Annotated in this window: 18 protein-coding genes; 4 read left to right on the top strand and 14 right to left on the bottom strand. The window is 69.9% G+C overall.

All coding sequences use genetic code 11. The annotated features are described in order from the left end of the window. Positions 1-135: 135 nt before the first annotated feature. On the bottom strand, positions 136-1,251 hold the full coding sequence (locus ABT061_RS19480; RefSeq protein WP_350919306.1) for a M24 family metallopeptidase: 1,116 nt from the start codon (positions 1,249-1,251) through the stop codon (positions 136-138). 270 nt (positions 1,252-1,521) lie between these two features. Between ABT061_RS19480 and ABT061_RS19475 the strand changes: the two genes are divergently transcribed. From ABT061_RS19475 to ABT061_RS19465, 3 genes are all read left to right on the top strand, one after another. Continuing rightward, on the top strand, positions 1,522-2,694 hold the full coding sequence (locus ABT061_RS19475; RefSeq protein WP_350919303.1) for a PP2C family protein-serine/threonine phosphatase: 1,173 nt from the start codon (positions 1,522-1,524) through the stop codon (positions 2,692-2,694). 17 nt (positions 2,695-2,711) lie between these two features. Then, positions 2,712-3,617 (top strand): 5'-3' exonuclease, encoded by a 906-nt coding sequence (locus ABT061_RS19470; RefSeq protein ID WP_350919300.1) that lies wholly within the window; start codon positions 2,712-2,714, stop codon positions 3,615-3,617. 68 nt (positions 3,618-3,685) lie between these two features. Then, positions 3,686-5,113 (top strand): RNB domain-containing ribonuclease, encoded by a 1,428-nt coding sequence (locus ABT061_RS19465; protein ID WP_350919297.1) that lies wholly within the window; start codon positions 3,686-3,688, stop codon positions 5,111-5,113. Positions 5,114-5,170: 57 nt separating this feature from the next. Here ABT061_RS19465 and ABT061_RS19460 read toward each other — a convergent pair whose 3' ends face one another. The 7 genes from ABT061_RS19460 to ABT061_RS19430 form a co-directional block, all read right to left on the bottom strand. Next, positions 5,171-7,900 (bottom strand): DEAD/DEAH box helicase, encoded by a 2,730-nt coding sequence (locus ABT061_RS19460; RefSeq protein WP_350919294.1) that lies wholly within the window; start codon positions 7,898-7,900, stop codon positions 5,171-5,173. Positions 7,901-7,984: 84 nt separating this feature from the next. Next, positions 7,985-8,860: a diacylglycerol kinase gene (locus tag ABT061_RS19455; RefSeq protein ID WP_350919291.1), complete on the bottom strand. Its 876-nt coding sequence runs from the start codon at positions 8,858-8,860 to the stop codon at positions 7,985-7,987. A gap of 17 nt (positions 8,861-8,877) precedes the next feature. Next, entirely contained in the window at positions 8,878-9,732 is an 855-nt protein-coding gene (gene tatC, locus ABT061_RS19450; RefSeq protein ID WP_350919288.1) for a twin-arginine translocase subunit TatC, read from the bottom strand. Positions 9,733-9,871: 139 nt separating this feature from the next. Next, positions 9,872-10,213: a Sec-independent protein translocase subunit TatA gene (tatA, locus tag ABT061_RS19445; RefSeq protein WP_350919285.1), complete on the bottom strand. Its 342-nt coding sequence runs from the start codon at positions 10,211-10,213 to the stop codon at positions 9,872-9,874. 66 nt (positions 10,214-10,279) lie between these two features. After that, positions 10,280-10,468, bottom strand: a complete 189-nt coding sequence (locus tag ABT061_RS19440) for a hypothetical protein (protein WP_350919282.1) — start codon at positions 10,466-10,468, stop codon at positions 10,280-10,282. A gap of 24 nt (positions 10,469-10,492) precedes the next feature. Beyond that, positions 10,493-11,449, bottom strand: coding sequence for a helix-turn-helix transcriptional regulator (locus tag ABT061_RS19435; RefSeq protein WP_350919279.1), 957 nt, complete (start codon positions 11,447-11,449; stop codon positions 10,493-10,495). Further along, positions 11,446-12,402 carry a helix-turn-helix transcriptional regulator gene (locus ABT061_RS19430; protein ID WP_350919276.1) on the bottom strand — a complete coding sequence of 319 codons (957 nt, stop codon included), beginning with the start codon at positions 12,400-12,402 and terminating at the stop codon, positions 11,446-11,448. The genes ABT061_RS19435 and ABT061_RS19430 overlap by 4 nt, the downstream gene beginning before the upstream one ends. Before the next feature lie 39 nt (positions 12,403-12,441). Here ABT061_RS19430 and ABT061_RS19425 point away from each other — a divergent pair, with 39 nt between their 5' ends. Beyond that, complete coding sequence (locus ABT061_RS19425) at positions 12,442-13,539, top strand: DUF3866 family protein (protein WP_350919274.1); 1,098 nt, start codon at positions 12,442-12,444, stop codon at positions 13,537-13,539. Here the strand turns inward: ABT061_RS19425 and ABT061_RS19420 are convergent. From ABT061_RS19420 to ABT061_RS19395, 6 genes are all read right to left on the bottom strand, one after another. Further along, positions 13,485-13,961: a DUF3291 domain-containing protein gene (locus tag ABT061_RS19420; RefSeq protein ID WP_350919271.1), complete on the bottom strand. Its 477-nt coding sequence runs from the start codon at positions 13,959-13,961 to the stop codon at positions 13,485-13,487. The two genes, ABT061_RS19425 and ABT061_RS19420, sit on opposite strands and share 55 nt — an antisense overlap. Positions 13,962-13,993: 32 nt before the next feature. Beyond that, the gene (locus ABT061_RS19415) at positions 13,994-14,635 is read right to left on the bottom strand and encodes a helix-turn-helix transcriptional regulator (protein ID WP_350919268.1); all 642 of its coding nucleotides are present in this window, start codon (positions 14,633-14,635) and stop codon (positions 13,994-13,996) included. Between the two features lie 731 nt (positions 14,636-15,366). Then, a complete protein-coding gene (locus ABT061_RS19410; protein WP_350919265.1) occupies positions 15,367-15,951 on the bottom strand; it encodes a TlpA family protein disulfide reductase in 585 nt (194 codons plus the stop codon). Further along, complete coding sequence (locus ABT061_RS19405) at positions 15,948-16,553, bottom strand: MauE/DoxX family redox-associated membrane protein (protein ID WP_350919262.1); 606 nt, start codon at positions 16,551-16,553, stop codon at positions 15,948-15,950. The genes ABT061_RS19410 and ABT061_RS19405 overlap by 4 nt, the downstream gene beginning before the upstream one ends. A gap of 10 nt (positions 16,554-16,563) precedes the next feature. Next, positions 16,564-17,580, bottom strand: a complete 1,017-nt coding sequence (locus tag ABT061_RS19400) for an ATP-grasp domain-containing protein (RefSeq protein WP_350919259.1) — start codon at positions 17,578-17,580, stop codon at positions 16,564-16,566. Between the two features lie 376 nt (positions 17,581-17,956). After that, complete coding sequence (locus ABT061_RS19395; RefSeq protein WP_350919256.1) at positions 17,957-18,853, bottom strand: FKBP-type peptidyl-prolyl cis-trans isomerase; 897 nt, start codon at positions 18,851-18,853, stop codon at positions 17,957-17,959. Between the last annotated feature and the right edge of the window lie 36 nt (positions 18,854-18,889).

Raw genomic sequence — 18,889 nt, 5'->3', positions numbered from 1 at the left:
CCGCGTGCTCCAGGTCCTGGCGCGGACGACGAAGGTGGGTGGCCGGGGTCGCCGGCCACCCCGATTCTGGCACCCGCCGGACGACCGCGGCTCCACCCCGGGGCGCGACCGGACAGGGGCCTGCTGAGATACCCGTCAGACGACCACGAGTTCGCGAGTGCGGTGGTTGACCCGCTCGCCGCCCTCCTCCGTGCAGATGAGAATGTCCTCGATGCGGGCGCCGTGTGCCCCGGGCAGGTAGATGCCCGGCTCGATCGAGAAGGCGAAACCGGGCGCCAGCGGCTCGGCGTTGCCCGCGACGATGTAGGGCTCCTCGTGGGTCTCCAGGCCGATGCCGTGGCCGGTGCGGTGGATGAAGTAGTCGCCGTACCCCTCGGCCGCGATCACGTCTCGCGCGGCGGCGTCGATCGCCTCGCACGGGACCCCGGGACGCACGGCGTCGCAGGCCGCCTGCTGGGCGTGCCTGAGCACCTCGTAGTACTTCAGGAAGCCCGCCGGAGGCTCGCCGATGGCGTAGACGCGGGTGGAGTCCGAGCAGTAGCCGCCGGGCATCTGACCCCCGATGTCGACCACGATCGGCTCGCGCTCCCTGACGATCCGGTCCGACAGCTCGTGGTGCGGGCTGGCGCCGTTGGGACCGGAGCCGACGATGACGAAGTCGACGGTGGAGTGCCCGGCCGCGATGATCGCCTCGGCGATGTCCCTGCCGATCTCCCGCTCGGTCCTGCCGGCCCGCAGGAAGCCGGGCACCTGGGCGTGGACGGCGTCGATCGCGGCGCCCGCCTCGCGCAGCGCCGCCACCTCGGCCGGGCTCTTGCGCATCCGCAGCCCGCGCAGGACCGTCCCGGCGAGCACCTGCTCGGCTCCGGGGATCGCATCGCGCAGGCGCAGCGACTGCATCGCCCACATCCGGTCGGCGAGGCCCACCTTTCCAACCGCGCCCAAACGCCCGCCGACGACCGCGTACGGGTCGTCGGTCTCGTCCCAGGGGACGAACTCCACGCCGAGCCTGGACGCCGGAGAGCGCTCGGCAGCGGGCAACTCCAGGCGGGGCACCATCAGGAACGCCTCACCCACGACCGGGAGCACCAGGCAGGTGAGCCGCTCCAGCGGCAGCGCCTCATAACCGGTCACGTAACGCAGGTCCGGGCCTGGCGTGAGCAGCAGCGCGTCGAGCCCGGCGGTGGCGGCGGCCTCGCGGGCGGCCTCCAGGCGGGTCACGGGATAGAGATCAGAGGACTCCGTCGTCACACCGACCAATCTAATCCCGGACGGAGCGGCGATGCATCCGGGAGCGGCCCCAGGACCGAAACTCAGGAAAAGGAAGGTACGACGGCAGCCCCGCCACTACAATCCGTTGAAGTACGATCACATTTTGTTGGCAAAATGTCCGCAAAGCCATACATTCCGAGAGCGAGCTACATGGTCGGCGTAGTGGGCGGCCACCAGCCCCCCCTCCCCCCACGAAACGACCAGGTGACCGGTTCGGCTCCGTCGATCGCCGCTGAGATGGCGCAGCGGTTGCCAGACGAACCGGACGAGCACATGGACGTGGAGCGGCAACTCCTCAACACCCGCCTGGCGCACGCGGAACGCCTGGGCGATATGGGCTGGACCGAGTGGAATCTTCAGACCGGAGAGTCCACCTGGTCCGATCAGGTGTACACCATATTCGGCCGAGATCCCGGCGACGGCCCGATTCACCTGCGCGACCTGGCCGGCCACGTCGAGGCGACCGATCGTCCCGACCTCGACCTGCGTCTGTGGTCCGTCATGCACCGGGCCGAGCCCGGCGAGGTCGAGTTCCGCATCCGCCGCCACGGCGAGCTCCGCCACCTTCGCGCCGTGCTCGACCCCGTCGTGACCGGCGGTCACGCCGCCGTGCACGGTGTCGTCCAGGACATCACCTGCCGACGTCGCGCCGAGCGCATCATGGCCGAGTCGCGGAGCAAGCTGCTGCGGGTCCGCGAGCAGGCCGAGCAGGAACACCACATGAGCCTCGCGCTACGCGAGGCGATAATGCCCGGCCTGGGAGAGACCATCGACCTGCCGCACGCGCGCATCGCGGTCCGCTATGTGGCGGCGGACGCCAAGCCCAGCCTCGGCGGCGACTGGTACGACGCCGTTCCCCTGCCAGACGACAGGGTGCTGCTGGCCATCGGCGACGTGGCCGGGCACGGGATGCCCGCGATCTCCCAGATGGTCCAGCTGCGGCACGCCCTGGTCGGCCTCGCGATGACCGGCCACTCCCCCGACCGGCTGCTGGCCTGGCTCAACGACTTCGTGCTGCACCGGATGCCGGAGACGACGGCGACCACGATCGTCGGTCACCTCGACCCGGCCACCAGGATGTTCACCTGGGGACAGGCCGGGCACCCGGCACCGATCCTGGTCCGCGAGGGGACCGCCACCCAGCTCGACCCACCCGCCGGGGTGCTGCTGGGCGCCACCCCGGACGAGCCGTACGAGCTGGCCGGGGTCGAGCTGCGGGAGGGCGACCTGCTGCTGCTTTTCACCGACGGGCTGGTGGAGCGGCGCACCCGGGACATCGACGAGGGCCTGGCGCTGACCATGGAGGCCGCGGCCCTGCTGAGGGGGGATCCGAACGACGGGCTCGATCAGCTCATCGAGGTGATCGGCGGCCCCAATCCCGAGGACGACACCTGTGTTCTGGCCATCGGGGTGCTCGGCTGATTGGTTAAATGGTCGCCATGCCCGGCCTGATGCTTCTTGACACCCCGTCGCTGTACTACCGCGCCTTCTACGGGATTCCCGAGTCGATGACCTCGCCCGAGGGCATGCCCGTCAACGCGGTGCGCGGCGTCATCGACATGATCGCCATGCTGGTCCGCCGGCACTCTCCCCACGAGCTCGTGGCCTGCATGGACGCCGACTGGCGCCCCGCCTTCCGGGTGGCGGCCATCCCCACGTACAAGACCCACAGGGTCGCCGAGGACGGTGCCGAGGAGACTCCGGACACGCTCGCCCCGCAGGTACCGGTGATCGAGCAGGTGCTCGACGCGGTGGGCATCGCCCGCATCGGCGTGCCCGGCTACGAGGCCGACGACGTGATGGGCACGCTCACCGCACGGGCGAGCGGCCAGGTCGACGTCGTCACCGGCGATCGCGACCTGTTCCAGCTGGTCGACGACTCCCGGCCGGTCCGCGTTCTCTACACCGCCAGAGGGGTCAAGAACCTCCAGCTGGTCGACGAGGCCGCCGTCGCCGAGAAGTACGGCATCCCCGGCCGCTCCTACGCCGACTTCGCCACCCTGCGCGGCGACCCCAGTGACGGCCTGCCGGGCGTGCCGGGGGTGGGCGACAAGACCGCGGCGGCTCTGATCACCCGGTTCGGCTCCCTGGAGGCGCTGCTGCGCGCCGTCGACGGGGACGGCGACCTGACCTCGGGGCAGCGTGCCAGGCTGTCGGCCGCCCGCGACTACCTGCGGGTGGCCCCCGAGGTGGTCTGGGTCGCCCGCGACGTGCCCATGCCCGAGACCGACCTCACGCTCCCGGCCAAGCCCCGCGACCCGGACGCCCTGGCGGCGCTGAGCGAGCGCTACGGCCTGGGCGGGCCGCTGGAACGCCTGACCTCCACGCTCCGCCCCACCTACTAGATGTCCGATCTGACCATTTCGCCCTAGTCGGTGGGGCGGGACCGCCGCCAGCCGGTAGGTTGCTCCCTGTGCCTCACAAGAGCATCCGGGTACCCGGAGAGTCCCACCCCCGCCTCGACGACGGTTTCGAACGGATCCGCCGTGAGATGAAGCTGCCCGAGGGGTTTCCCCGGGCGGCGGTCGACGAGGCCGAGTGGGTCGCCGAGGTGCCCGCCCTGCCCCGGCTGGACCGGACCGACCTGCCACTGATCACCATCGACCCTCCGGGGGCGATGGACCTCGACCAGGCCGTGCACCTGGAGGAGCGGCCCGGCGGCTACCGCGTCTGGTACGCCATCGCCGATATCGGGGCGTTCGTCAGGCCCGGAGGGGCGATCGACACCGAGGCCCGCACCCGGGGCGAGACGGTCTACATGCCCGACGGGCGCGTGCCGCTGCACCCGCCCCTGCTGTCGGAGGCCGCCGCCAGCCTGCTGCCGGGCGTGACGCGGCCCGCCGCGCTGTGGTGCGTCGACCTCGACGCGGAGGGCCGGATCGTGGGCGCGGACGTGACCAGGGCGCTGGTGCGCAGCCGCGAGCGGCTCGACTACGACTACGCGCAGGCCGCGATCGACACCGGCACCGCCGACGGCACGCTGCGGCTGCTGGCCGAGATCGGCCGGCTCAGGCTCGCCCTGGAGCGGGCCAGAGGCGGCGTCACGCTGCCCACCCCCGACCAGGAGGTCGTTCCGGACGGGGACGGCTACCGGCTGGAGTTTCGCGCCCCGCTGGAGGCCGAGGCGTGGAACGCGCAGATCTCGCTGCTGACGGGCATGGCCGCCGCCTCGATGATGCTGGACGCGGAGATCGGCCTGCTGCGGGTGCTGCCGCCCGCCCCCGCCGAGAGGGTCGCCCAGGTCCGCAGGGTGGCCGCGGCACTCGGCGTGCCCTGGCCGGAGGATGCCGGGTACGGCGACGTCGTGCACGCCCTCGACCCGAAGATCCCCGAGCAGGCCGCGTTCCTGCAGGAGTCGACGGTGCTGCTGCGCGGCGCCGGCTACGTGGCCTTCAACGGCGAGCCCCCCTCGCAGGCGGAGCACGCCGCTGTGGGCGCGCCGTACGCGCATGTGACCGCGCCGCTGCGCCGGCTCATCGACCGCTACGCCACGGAGATCTGCCTGGCCATCGCGGCGGGCGAGCCGGTGCCGCAGGACGTCCAGGAGGCCATGGGCGAGCTGCCGGAGATCATGCACGCCACCGGGCGGCGCGTGAACGGCGTCGAGCGGGCGTGCGTGGACCTGGTGGAGGCCTTCGTGCTCCGTGAGCGGGTGGGCCAGACGTTCGAGGCGGTGGTAATCGACGTGGCCGAGGACCGGCCGTGGGGCCAGGTGCAGCTCACCGATCCGGCGGTGGTGGCCCGCTGCGACGGCGAGGGGCTTGGGCTGGGCAGGAGCGTGCGCGTGCGGCTGACGCGCGCCGACCCGACCACCCGCGAGGTCCGCTTCAGCCTGGCCTGACCGCGCCTCGCCCGGGGGAAACCAGCCGTACCCGGTACGCCCCCCGCACGGCCCGGCTCAGGCCAGGGACGAGTAGGCCACCACCCCGCGACGCAGCGCGTCCATCGCCTTGCTCGCGTTCTGCTTGACCTTGCTCCCGGCGGGGGCGGCGGTGGAGATCTGGCCGAGAAGGTCGAGCAGCTGCTTCATCCAGCGTACGAAGTCTCCCGCGGCCAGCTCCGCACCGCCGGCGCCGTCTCGGAGCACGGAGTCCAGGGTGTGGCCCCTGGCCCAGCGGAAGGCCGCCCAGGCGAAGCCGAAGTCGGGCTCCCTGATGAACGACAGCCCGTGGTCGCTCTCGATCGACTCCAGCTCACTCCAGAGACGGACCATGTCGGCCAGCGTCTGCTGCGCGCCGCCCGCGGGGATCCTGGGCTGGCGGGCGTCGTCGGCCTGCCTGGACTCGAAGACCAGCGAGGAGACGCACGCGGCCAGCTCAGCCGGGTCCAGGTCGTTCCAGAGCCCGGCGCGCAGGCACTCGGCGGTCAGCAGGTCCAGCTCGGTGTAGAGCTGGGCCAGGCGGCGGCCCTCGGTCGTGACGCTCTCACCGTCGAGGTAGCCGAGCTGGTCGAGCACCCCGCAGACCTTGTCGAAGGTGCGGGCGATGACGTGGGAGCGGCCCTCGACCCGGCGGCGCAGCCCCTCGGTCTCGCGGAGCAGCTTGTGGTAGCGCTCGGCCCAGCGGGCGTGGTCCTCGCGCTCGTCGCACCCGTGGCAGGGGTGCCGGCGGATCTCCCGGCGCAGGCGGGTGATCTCCTCGTCCTCGGTGGCGTGGTCGCGTGCCCTGACGGGCTTGCCGAAGTCCCGGTCGCCGATCTTGGCGTGTACCGAGGAGACCAGGTTGGCCCGCTCCTTCGGCGAGCGGGCGTTGAAGTTCTTCGGGATGCGCAGACGCTCGACCGGTTCGACCGGGACGGGGAAGTCGGCCGGCGACAGCTTCTTGACCTGCTTGCCGATGGTCAGCACCAGCGGGGACGGGCCCTCGCCCCGGGAGTTGAGGCCGGGGTCGAGAACGACGGCCAGGCCGGCGCGGCGCCCGCCGGGAATCCTGATGATGTCGCCGGGCTTGAGCGCCTCCAGCGAGCGCAGCGCCTGTGTCCTGCGGGCCGCGCCGCGCTGGCGTGACAGCTCGGCCTCCCTGTCGGACAGGGCCCTGCGCATCGCGGCGTACTCCTCGAAGTCGCCCAGATGGCAGGTCATCGCCTGGCGGTAGCCCTCCAGGGCCTCCTCGGCCCGGCGCACCTGCTTGGCGATGCCCACCACGGCCCGGTCGGCCTGGAACTGCGCGAACGAGGACTCCAGCAGCGTCCTGGCCCGCTCCCTGCCCACCTGGCCGACCAGGTTGACCGCCATGTTGTACGAGGGGCGGAAGCTGGAGCGCAGCGGGTAGGTACGGGTACTGGCCAGGCCGGCGACCTGGAGGGGGTCGGTGCCCGGCTGCCACTGGACCACCGCGTGGCCCTCCACGTCGATGCCGCGGCGCCCGGCTCGCCCGGTGAGCTGGGTGTACTCGCCGGGGGTGAGGTCGGCGTGGGTCTCGCCGTTCCACTTGTCGAGCTTCTCGATCACCACGGAGCGGGCGGGCATGTTGATGCCCAGCGCGAGGGTCTCGGTGGCGAACACGGCCTTGACCAGGCCGCGGGTGAACAGCTCCTCGACGACCTCCTTGAAGGCCGGGAGCATGCCCGCGTGATGGGCGGCCAGGCCCCGTTCCAGGGCGTCGCGCCACTCGAGGTAGCCGAGCACGGCCAGGTCCTCGTCGGGCAGGTGCGCGGTGCGCTCGTCGACGATCTGGCGGATCTCGTGGCGCTCGGCGTCGGTGGTGAGCCGGATGCCGTCGTGCAGGCACTGCATGACGGCGGCGTCGCAACCGGCCCTGGAGAAGATGAACGTGATCGCGGGCAGCAGGGCGTCGGCGTCCAGTCGCTCGATGGCCGCGGCCCGGTCCGGCGGGCCGTTCCTGCGGGGTCGCGGGTAGCCGCGGCGGCCCCTGCCGTACGCCTGGCGCTCCTCGTCCCTGGCGATGCGCAGCAGGTTGGGGTTGATCTGGGGGCGACGGTCCTCGTCGCCGGTGACGAACAGGTCGTAGATGCGGTTGCCGACGAGCATGTGCTGCCAGAGCGGGACCGGGCGGTGCTCGTCGACGATGACGCTGGTGTCGCCGCGGACCTCTCCCATCCACTCGCCGAACTCCTCAGCGTTGCTGACCGTGGCGGACAGGGCGACCAGCCGCACCGACTCGGGCAGGTGGATGATCACCTCTTCCCAGACCGCGCCGCGGAACCGGTCGGCGAGGTAGTGGACCTCGTCCATGACGACGAAGCCGAGCCCCGCCAGGGTGCCGGAGCCGGCGTAGAGCATGTTGCGCAGCACCTCGGTCGTCATGACGACGATGGGAGCCTCACCGTTGACGCTGTTGTCACCGGTGAGCAGGCCCACCTTGGTCGCGCCGTACCGCCTGACCAGGTCGTTGTACTTCTGGTTGGACAGCGCCTTGATCGGGGTGGTGTAGAAGCACTTGCGGCCCTCCGCCAGGGCCAGGTGCACGGCGAACTCGCCCACGACCGTCTTTCCCGAGCCGGTGGGTGCCGCCACGAGGACCCCGTCGCCCGCCTCCAGCGCCCGGCAGGCGTCGATCTGGAAGTCATCCAGCTCGAAGTCGTACAGGCCGCGGAACGAGGTCAGCGCCGGCCCACTCTCAGCCTGGCTCTGACGGAAGGCAGCGTATCGTTCCGCTGGGGTCGTCATACCTCCCAGCCTACCGATATCGGGATTCCGGTCCGTCCCCCCTTTTTACCCGGCGATCCGGCCGATCGCGCGGACGGAACGGCCCTAAACGAGGACCGCCAGCGCTCCGGGAACGACCTCGCAGGTCAGCGGAGTGGGACCGACCCGCTCGCCGTCGGCGTAGGCGATCACTCCGGGGGCCTCCACCCGCACCCTTCGGGCGCGGTGCATGGTGACGGCGGGGTGGCTCGCGTGCGAGCCCCGATAGACGCGGGGAAAGGCGCGCAGGAACTCCCCCCGGGGGACGGCGCCGAGGATCGTCACGTCCAGCAGGCCGTCGTCGGGCACGGCATCAGGGCACACGCGCATGCCCGCGCCGTACGAGCGGGTGTTGCCGACCGCGACCAGCATGGCCTCCCGCTCGACGATCTCACCGTCCAGGTCGATCCGGAACGGGATGGGCCTGAAGGAGCGCAGTTCCTCGGCGAGCGCGACCAGGTATCTGGCCATGCCGGGCGGCCAGGTCATCCGGTTGGCCCGCTCGTTGACGCGGGAGTCGAAACCACAGGCCACCACCCCGGCGAACCACTCGTCCTCGCCCACCTTCGCGGCGTCGACGGTGCGCACCCGCCCGCGCAGCACGGTGTCGGCGGCGGCCAGGGGTGCCTTCAGCGGGATGCCGAGCGCGCCCGCGATGTCGTTGCCGGTGCCCACGGGGATGACGCCCAGCGGCACGCCACTGCCCGCGACCGCCTGGAGTGCCAGATGGACCAGGCCGTCACCGCCGAAGGCCACCAGCGCCTCCGGTTCCTCGGCGACGGCCAGGCAGGCGCGGTCCAGGGCGTCGGCGGCGGAGTCTCCGAGGATCACCGAGACCTCGCGACCGCCCTGCCGCAACCGGTCGAGCACCGGGGAGAGCAGTCCCCGTGAACGGCCGCCACGGGCGGCGGGATTGACGAGGACTGCGATCTCTGCGGGCACAGATCGGAACTTATCCCCTATTTGCTGGGATCGGTGTCGGTCGTTCTCGAATCGATAGGAGCCGGATCATCGACGGGGGTCACGTCGCCCAGAGGCGAGGCGTCGTCGTCGAGCGAGGAGGCCTCGTCATCGGAGAGGTGGGAGAAGTCCTCGCCCTTCGGCTGCCTCTTCTCCCGCAGGTACATGACCCCCTCGGCCAATGCGAACAGCACCACCATCGGGATGGCCAAGGCGATCATCGAGAACGGGTCGGTGCTCGGGGTGGCCAGGGCCGCGAAGAGGAACATGATGAAGATGACCATGCGGCGGTGCTTGGCCACCAGCGAGCGCGGCAGCACCCCGATGATGTTCAGGAACACCATGAGCAGCGGCAGCTCGAAGGAGACGCCGAAGATGATGAGCATGACCAGCGCGTAGCTGAGGTATTCGTCGATCGTGATGCCGATCAGCGTCCCCGGAGGGGCGAACCCGAGCAGGATCGACAACCCCGTGTCCATCACGAAGTAGGCCAGGGCCGCGCCCGCGAGGAACAGCGGGACTGCCAGCACGATGAAGAGGATCGAGTAACGCTTCTCGTTGCGGTACAGGCCGGGGGTGACGAAACCCCAGATCTGCCAGAGCCAGACCGGTGAGGAGACGACGATTCCGAACATCGCCGCGACCTTGAGGTTCACGAAGAAGGAGTCGAAGACGCCGAGGATCAGCATCGTGCACTCCCCTGGCCGTAGCTCCTGCGCCTGGGGAAGCCCACAGTAGGGAGCCGACACGAACTGCCAGATCGGGGCAAAGAAAATGAAACCGATCACAATGCCCGCGAGCAAGCCGAGCAGGCTGATGATCAGCCGGTTGCGCAGCTCGCGCAGGTGCTCCATGAGCGGCATCCGACCGTCGCCAGAGTCAGCGGGCGGTTCCGTCCCGTTCCGGCCCGGTTTAGGCCACTTCAGCAGCGCCATTCACGAATCCTGGGGTGACGAGTCGGTTGATCGGGGTAGATCTTCAGGCTACCGCCGATCACTGCGTCTTGGGCGCTCCGGCCTGGGCTCGCAGCCTGGCCGCCTGCTCCTCGAGCTGGCGGGCCTGCTCCTCGACGCTCAGCGCGGCGGTCGGCGTCGAGGTCGCAGCCGGGATCGGCTGCGGCGCCGGGGCGGCGGGCTGGGGATGGGCCTGAGCCTGAACGACCGTGCTGGTCGTGCCGTCGGCCTCGTCGTCCTCGCGAAGCTTCGCGGTCTCCGACTTGAAGATGCGCAGCGACCGGCCGAGCCCGCGAGCGGCTTCCGGCAGCTTCTTCGCACCGAAAAGCAGCACCAGGATCAAGCCGATGATGATCAGCTCACCAGGTCCGAGGTTTGGCATTACACATCCTTACTCCGAATGACCTGCGGTCTATGCATCCGATCGTACGCTGCCCCGAGGACAGACTCATCCCTTCGGAGCAGGTATCGTCCCCCCGCTCTCGCCGAACAGCACCCGGACGGGCTCCAGCCTGCCATGCGCGCGGTCGATCTCGCGGCCGAGTTCGGTGGCCGCGCGCAGTACGCGAACAGCCAGAAAACCAAGGATTCCCAGCCCCACGAGGGCCAGCGAGAGCGCGGCGATGATCCAGCTCATAGTGGGAGATCCTAGTACCGCACGTCAGGAGATCGACTCGTAACGATTCAGCGCGGCCGTCGCGGCGGCGCGCACGCTCGCGTCCAGCGAGGCGGGCGAGATCACCCTGCCGGTGTCGCCCAGGCGCAGCGCCAGGCGTACCACCCAGCCCTGGTCCCTGGCGCGCAGCGCCACCCGCACGCGGCCCTCACCGAGCTCGGTGACCTCCTCGCACGGGTAGTACTCGGCGACCCAGCGGCCCGCGGCGGTCAGCTCCAGCTCCACCAGCTCGTCGGTCGGCGAGGGCCGGAACACCCCGGACGTCACCTCGTCCGGCACCGCGTCGGCGGGCGGATCGGCGGGCACGTCGAGCACGTCGACGGAGAGCATCCGGTCCAGCCGGAACAGCCGGACCGCCTCGGCCCGGTAGCACCAGCCCGACAGGTAGGGACGGCCGTCCACGACGACCAGGCGCATCGGGTCGACCTCGCGCGGGGTGATCTCGTCGCGCCCCGGCACGTAGTAGCGCAGCGACAGCCGTCTACCGCGCCGCAGCGCCTCGTTGACGCTGGGCAGCGCGTCGGGTGCGGCGTCGACCTCCACCGCGACCTGGCTGCTGACCGCCGCCGCGCCCTCGCCCGAGGCCTGCTCGAACTTGGCGATGACCCGGGCCAGCGCGTCGCGCTCCCCGAACTCCGGCATCTCGGCGAGCAGGCGCAGCGCGACCAGCAGGGCGCTGGCCTCGTCCACCCCCAGCCGCAGCGGGCGGGCGATGGTGTCGGCGTTGTCGATGACGATCTCCCCACCGTCCCACGACACGTCGATCAGGTCGCCGGGGGTGTGGCCGGGCAGCCCGCACATCCACACCAGCTGCAGGTCGTCGATGAGCTGCTTCTCGCTCAGACCGAAGATCTTCGCGACCTCGGGCACCTGTGCCCCGGGGTGCGACATCAGATAGGGCACCAGCGCCAGCAACCTGGGCAGGCGATCGGCGGTGCTCACGCGAGTGCTCCCTTCAGGCGGCAGATCACCGCGTCGCGGGCGTCCGGCGGGCCGACCACCTCCGCGTCGGCGGCGAAGCCCACGATCCACCCGGCCAGCCGGCCGGTATCGGTGAAGTCGACCTCCAGCTCGTCCCATCCGTCGCCGGCGGGCCGCACCGCCTTCGCCACCTGGCGCAGTCCCTGGCAGGTGTCCTGCCTGACCCGGACCAGGGCGGTACGCTCCCGGACCGCGGCGTCGCTGTAGACGACCATGGACTTGATGTCGACGCCCTCGGGCACCGTCACGGAGCCCGGGCGGCCGACGGTGGTGACCGCCCCGCCGATCCGGCTGAGCCGGAAGACCCGCGGCGCGTCCCGGTCGCGGTCGTGACCGACCATGTACCAGCGGCCACGGCGGCTGACCACGCCCCACGGCTCCACGGTGCGGGTCAGCACGTTCTGGCTGGCCGCCGCCCGGTAGGCGAAGCGGACCGCCCGCCGGTCGCGCACGGCCTCCCAGAGCGCGGGGAAGGACGGATCCTGGGTGTCGACGCGCAACTCCAGTGCCCCGCCGAGCACCCCGTACGCCTCGTCGGTCTCCACGCCCCCGGCGCGCAGCTTCAGCAGCGCGCCACTGGCCGCCTCGGCCAGGCTGGCCCGTTGCCACACCTGGGCCGCCAGGCCCACCACCGCGGCCTCGTCCGGTTCCAGGGTGATCTCCGGCAGCTCGTAGGCCTGGCGGACGATCCGGTAGCCGGGATCCTCCTCCCAGGGGTCCTTGTGGACCTCGATCGGGATGCCGATCTCGCGCAGTTCGTTCTTGTCCCGCTCGAACATCCGCTGGAAGGCCTCGTCGTTGTCGGCGTCGTAGCCCGGCACCGCCTGGCGGATGTGCTCGGCGCTGAGCGGCCGCCGCGTGGCCAGCAGGCAGATCACGAGATTGAGCAGCCGCTCGGTCTTCCGGCGCGACATCCGGCCTCCTCCCTGTTCAAGTGACGCTACCCTTCCCCCGTGATCAGATGGCGCAGGGGCGAGGTCGTACGGATCCGGCGCGAATGGCCGGGGGCAATGGAACTCGACGTGACCACCGAGGACGGCGAGGCGCGCGCGCTCGCCTATCCGGCCCTGGTGGGACGCCCGGAGCCCGGTGACGTGGTGCTGCTCAACACGACCGCGCTCGCAATGGGTCTCGGTACGGGAGGTTACGCCATGGTGGTGGCTGTTCCCGACCGATTGCCACAAGATCCTCAAGGTCCCGGACACCTGGTGAAGGCACGCTACACCCCGTTGCAGACCACCGTACTCGGCGCGGACGAGCAGGACTCGCCCTTCCACCACCTCCTGCGTGACGCCGACTCCGTGGACGGCATGCCGGTGATCGTCGCCGACCTGCACTCTGCCCTGCCGGCGATTCTCTGCGGCCTGTACGGCTCGAATCCGCCGCGTACCGGGGAGTCCGGCGGGCACCGGCCCGCCAGGGTCGCCTACGTGATGCTCGACGGGGGCGCGCTGCCCGCCTGGTTCTCCATGTCGTGCGCGCGGCTACGAGAGACCGGCTGGCTGTGCGGGGTGGTCACGGTGGGCCAGGCCTTCGGCGGCGACGTGGAGGCGGTGACGCCGCACACCGGCCTGCTGGCGGCCCGGCATGTCCTGGGGGCCGATGTCGCGGTCGTCACCCAGGGGCCGGGCAACCTGGGCAGCGGCACCCGCTGGGGCTTCTCCGGCGTCTCGGCCGGCGAGGCGGTCAACGCCGCCGCCGTCCTCGGGGGCCGCCCGGTCGCGGCGCTGCGGGTCAGCGAAGGCGACCTGCGCGAGCGCCACATCGGGGTCTCGCACCACTCGCTGACCGCCTACGGCCGGGTGGCGCTGGCCCCCGCCCAGATCGCCGTACCCGTGCTGCCCGGCGACTTCGGCAGGCGGGTGACCGAGCAGTCGCGCCCGCTCGCCGCGCGGCACGAACTGATCGAGGTGCCGGTGGACGGGCTGTACGCGGCGTTGCGGGAGTCTCCGGTCAGGCTGTCGACGATGGGCCGCGGCCTGGACGAGGACCTGGCCTACTTCCTGGCCTCGGCCGCCGCCGGACGCCACACGGCCTCGCTGCTGTCGTAGAAAACCCTGAAAGTGAAGGCCTCAGGCGTGGGGCCTTCCCTCCTGAGCCGCTCCAGGCGCTCCATTCCCTCGGCCAGGGGCGGCTCGTACCCCTCGGGAATCCACCACATCACCGAGGACGGCTCCGCCATGCGCAGGAACCATTCCCTGCGCCGCTGCAGGAACTCCAGGTGGCCGCTGCGGTAGACGTAGTCCCACAGCGCCTCGCGCGACTCCCAGACCGAGAAGTTGATCAGCAGGTGGTCACCGTAGTCGTGCTTGACCGTGTCCTCGGGGGCGTCACCGCCCTTGAGTCTCCAGACGAAGCCGGGAGTCGCCTCGGCCAGCCGGTTGACGGGGTCGAGGCCTGCGGCGAAGGAGGCCAGCTCCGGGGAATCGACGGGAGCACGCATGTGGGCGATGTTCAGTTGGGCCAGATGCATGAGCACAGCAGATCACCCCCGGCCTTTCTATGTCAACTCTCATTGTTTTTAGAGAAGGTGACGCAACACTCCTCCGGGCGCGGGTCCAGCCGGGCCGCCGAGGCGTCCTGGCCGAGCGCCTCCAGCAACCCTCGGCACAGCCCCAGGTTCACCGAGCAGACCAGCAGCGGATGCTCCTCGGCCGGCACGTGGAACGGGCAGTTGCGCAGCCGCACCCGGCCCTCCTCCTCGTACGGCTCGTAACCGCGCCGCCGCAGCACCCCGACGAGATCATCGTCCTGCCGCGCGAACCCGGCCCCGGCGCGTCGCGCGACCTGCTCGGCCCGTTCCTCCCCGCCGAGCGACTCCACCGCCTCGGCCAGCACCAGGGCGAGCGTTCGGTAGTCCCTGGCGGGCACGCTGACCTGCCACTCCCCCCGCGCCCTGTGATAGACCTTCGCAGGCCGGCCGCTGCCGGGTCCCGTCCGCTCCGTCAGCCGCCTGAAGCCCGCGTCAAGCAGGCCGGCCTCGACAAGCCTGTCGAGGTGGAAGGCGGCCAGAGTCCGCTGGATCCCCACCGCCTCGGCCGCCTCGTTGCGCCCCACCTCCTGGCCACGGGAGGTCACATAGTCGTAGACGGCCCGGCGCACCGGGTCGTGAAGTACCGCCACCGTGCCGAGGTCGTCACTGCTCACAGCAAGGATTCTAGGCCGGGCCCCAGAGGGGGCCCGGCGTCCCTCGCACGCTCCCGCAACCACCGCACCCGCCGTTGACCGGCCGGCCCTCCTCGCCGGGAAATTCCCCGGCCGGCCCGAAGGAAATACAATCCCGGCGCCAATACTCCCCGCATGCATTCATCAACCCAGCGCTGATACGACATGTTTTCGGCACGACCAAAAAGATCATTCCGTTCTTATTGTTTTCAGAAAACCGCCGGCTATCAGCTTTCGGCCGCACAGCTTCCTTGCATTAAACAGAACAGCCGGGTAATACTGAATTCGTTTGCCACCAGCCTCAAACGGGGAGTGACCATTGGAAATTCCATTCGCACTTAGCGCGGCCCCCTCCGGCGTACAGCAGGTTCTCGCCCCTCCTGCGATCACGGGAGAGTACGACGAGGAGCAGCAGCTTTGGGTGGGACGGTCGGACGCGGAGGCCGAGATATGCCTCTGCTCGAACAGCAACTTCAGCTGGTACCAGTGTTTTGACGTTTTTTTCGGCGACTGGTGTTAAGTCCCCGCTCTTTCAGCCGGACTTTCACGCCGTATTCGGTTCCGCGTTCCCCGGCAGGCGCTCGGCGTTGACCGGCCGCCGTTCACCACCATGAAGGCCGGGACGCGGTGACCAGGCGAGCAGAACGCGCCCGATCACTCCCCACCGGCTTCAGGCCGGTGAGCGATCGGGCGCGTTCGTGCGCGGGCCGCGGCTACCGGCCCGCGCTTCCCTCGCTCCTCGCCAGGGCCTGCCAGTGCTTGACCGTCTCCGCCCAGTTCTCCGTGTCGAGCCCTCCCTTCCTCCGCACCACGCCGTCCTCGACGTGGTAGAAGAAAGGCGTCGCCCCTCGGGGGTTGTACAGGCGGCGCAGCACGTGCCTGCGCGCGACGATCACGATGTCTGCGGTGATCTGGTGCCTGGTCCTGAGGACGTCGCGGGCCTCACGCGGCGAAAACGAATCGGTGAAGCCGACCAGGACCATCCTCGTCCCCGACACCCTCGCGATCCGGTTTATCTTCTCCAGGTTCGGGAAATGCGCGCGGCAGCCGGCGCAGTCCTGCGAGACGAAGACCAGGGTGACGGACGACTCGGCGAAATCCCGCAGGGAAAGAATCGCGCCGTCTATCGATTCGGCGTCGAACGGGGGCGCTGGAGCGTCCAGCGGGAGGGAGGGGATCTCCGGAAGCTCCTTCGGAGGCTCGAACAGCGGCCTGAGCTTCCTGATCACCCGGAAGAGGAGGAAGGAGTTGGCGAACACAGCGATCCACAACAGCAGGACGAGGGTCTCGGTACTCAAACCCTCTCCTCCCTGTCTCTCGGTGCGGAGCGGGGGAAGACGACGAGCGAGATGTCGCGGAGGTGGAGGAGGAACGCGAGGGTCGTCCCGCTCATCACCGTGACTGTGAGGAGTTCCAATGGCTCGAAAGCGGCATTAGGGGCCGGCGAGCCCGCCAAGAAGAGCGCGGGAAGTGCGGCGGCGATGATCAAGATCGCGTTTCGTGCCACATCGAACCCGGTAACCTGCTCCTTGCTCTTGCCGAAGCAGTTACACGAGACCTTCCTGCCTTGCGCGAGGGAGACCACCAGAGCGGCTGTGAAGGCCGCTAGCAGGAGCGCCGCCAACGCGAACCCGAGGACCAGGAGATCTCCGGCGATCAGCATGAGCACGACGCCCAGTTCCGCCAGGAACACCAGGGACAGCACCGGCCACACGGCGCCCTCGCGGAGTGGCACCAGTGACCGGATGGCGGCGCGGAACGACGTGACGTCGGCCGCCTTGCCGATGAGCGAGACGGTGAAGGCCAAGCCTGTCAGAACACGGCAGAACAGGAGCACGTGGGGGTCAGAGAGTACGTTCACGTCTGCGATCTCTGTCCACTCCACGGCGGCCGGTTCCATGAGTCGGGCGTCAGGGGGCACCGGCCCCGCGGGCCAGGCACGCGACCAAGGCGTCGGTCATGCGCAACTCGGGCACCTTTCTCTCGACGAACATGAACTGTCCGACTGGATTGTTCTCCAGGAACACAAACCGGCCGTCCGGGGTGACGACGATGTCGAGCGCGCCGAAAGTGAGCCCGTAGCTGTGCACGAACTCCAGGCAGCGGGTCTCCACGCTCGGCGGGAGTACGGCTCTCCGGTAGGGGATCGTTATCCTCGCCTGCCGGAAGTCCACGCTGGTCTCGGGAGAATCCTGGGAACGGATCTCGGCCGCGAAGACCTCGTCCCCGATGACCGTGGCCCGTATCTCGTGGCTCTTGGGGATGTACTCCTGGAAGAGGCAGGGGCTTATCCTCGTCGCCTCGAGACGGGACAGATCCTCCTCTGTGACGACCCGCACCGCGAAGCCGACCTCCTGCGGGCTCCCCCCGGCCTTGGCGGCCGAGGCCAGCGCCGCGGGGCCGGTCATGCTCTTGAAGACGATCCGGCCCGAGCAGGATTCGTGGAATTCACGCACCGCGTCGGGATCGGTCGATATGAGCGTGCGTGGCACCTCGAAGCCCATGCGCGCCGCCCTCTGCAACTGCTCAGGCTTCCAACTGGCCGCGCGGATCATGTCCGGCCGACTCATCCAGTAGCAGTCGACCGACTCCCACAGCCCTCCCATGGTGTGCCGCGTCTCGGCGTCGGCGAATCCTCGTGAAATCGGGTCCAGGTGTTGCGGGAAGACATAACCCTCCGGCCGCCGGACCAGAGTAGATTTCAACTCGGATAGCTCGACGGCCCGCCCGTTCCCCAGCCGAATGCCACCGATCCAGGTGCTCGAATCCAGACGCAGCTCGATCAGCGTTTTCTGGGGAATGTCATCGGTATTCAGCCTGACCACGGTTTGGCGTAGCTCGTGCAGCTTGCCGATGATGACGTCGCTGTGCAAGTCATTACGGTTCGTGAATATCAGGACCTGCCGAGCCAACGCAGAGTCACTCACTCACTACTTTTGACAAGAGGAGCCTTTCCCGGAGAACGAAGACATCCCATAGTAAATGCGGTCGCTTATTCGACTATACAATCAGAGTGAGCGATCATGCCACCCCGTTAACACCAAGAATTTCACTCGGCAGGCACGTCGGCGTTTCCCGGTATGCGATTCCAACCCTGTGGCGCGCGGCGGGCCGGGCGGCGTCGGCGGACGGTCAGGACGTCGGTCAGGGACGCGTCCGGACTCCCCGGGCGGAGAGCACGCCTTCCTCGACGCCCTGCCGGGAGAGTCGTCGGTAGCTGAAGGTAACGGTCGGGAACCGACGAACCCGAGCACAAACCGGCGGGAGCGGCCCGAGAAGCGCGATGGCCGGTGGGCGTGACTGTCAGTAGGCGGCCAGCACGTCGACGACGAAGACGAGCGTCTCGCCGGGTTCGACGGACGGCGGCAGGCCGTTCTCGTAGCCGAACCTGGGCGGGACGATCACCAGGACGCGACTGCCCACCGGGACGCCGACCAGAGCCCGGTCCCAGCCCGCGATGACGCGGCCCTTGCCGATCTGGAAGGCCTTGGGCTGCCCCGCCGCCCAGGTGGAGTCGGAGACGTCTTCGCCCCAGACCCTGCTCTCGTACTGGGTGACGATGAGCTGTCCCGCACGGGTCTCGGCCCCGGCGCCCCGGACGAGGATCTTGCTCCTCAGGTCGGCGGGAGGCGCGGTGCCCGGCAGGGAGATGACCGGGCGCCCGCCGGAGGCTCCGGTGACCCTGACCCCGTCGAGGACCCCGCCCCCGCCCTTCGCGGTGGCGTCGGGCGGGAACGCGCCGAGCACGTCGACCACGTAGAACAGCCCGTCCTCGGCGGTCATCCCGCCGGGCGGATTGGGGCCGTACGCCTCCTCCGGCGGAACCGCGACGACCACCCGGCTGCCGACCTTGTGGCCGCGCAGGGCCTTGCCCACGCCGGTGATCGTCTGGTTCAGCGGAAAGGACGCCGGGGCGCCCTGGTTGAAGCTGGAGGCCAGCAGGCGGTTGTCCTTGCCGTCCCACACGTGCGCGGTGTACTGGGCGACGACCAGGTCGTTCCCCCCGATCTCCGCGCCGGTGCCCGCCATCAGCTCGGTGAATTTCAGGCCGCCGGAGGGCGCGCCCTCGGGAAAGCGCACGGTGGGCCTGTCACCGAAGTTCCCGAGCACCTCGACCTCCGGCCCCGCCTGCCCGTCGCCGGAGGCGCAGGCGGTGACCAGCACGAGCGAAAGCGCGACGAGCAGTGCCGTGGGACGCATCCGAACTCCCGGGGCCGGTGGCTGCGCCAACCCTAA

This window comes from Streptosporangium sp. NPDC002544, from assembly GCF_040295965.1.
Classification (GTDB): Bacteria; Actinomycetota; Actinomycetes; order Streptosporangiales; family Streptosporangiaceae; genus Streptosporangium.
Note: the sequence above shows the minus strand (reverse complement) of the source record. Positions and strands in the feature narration are given on the sequence as shown.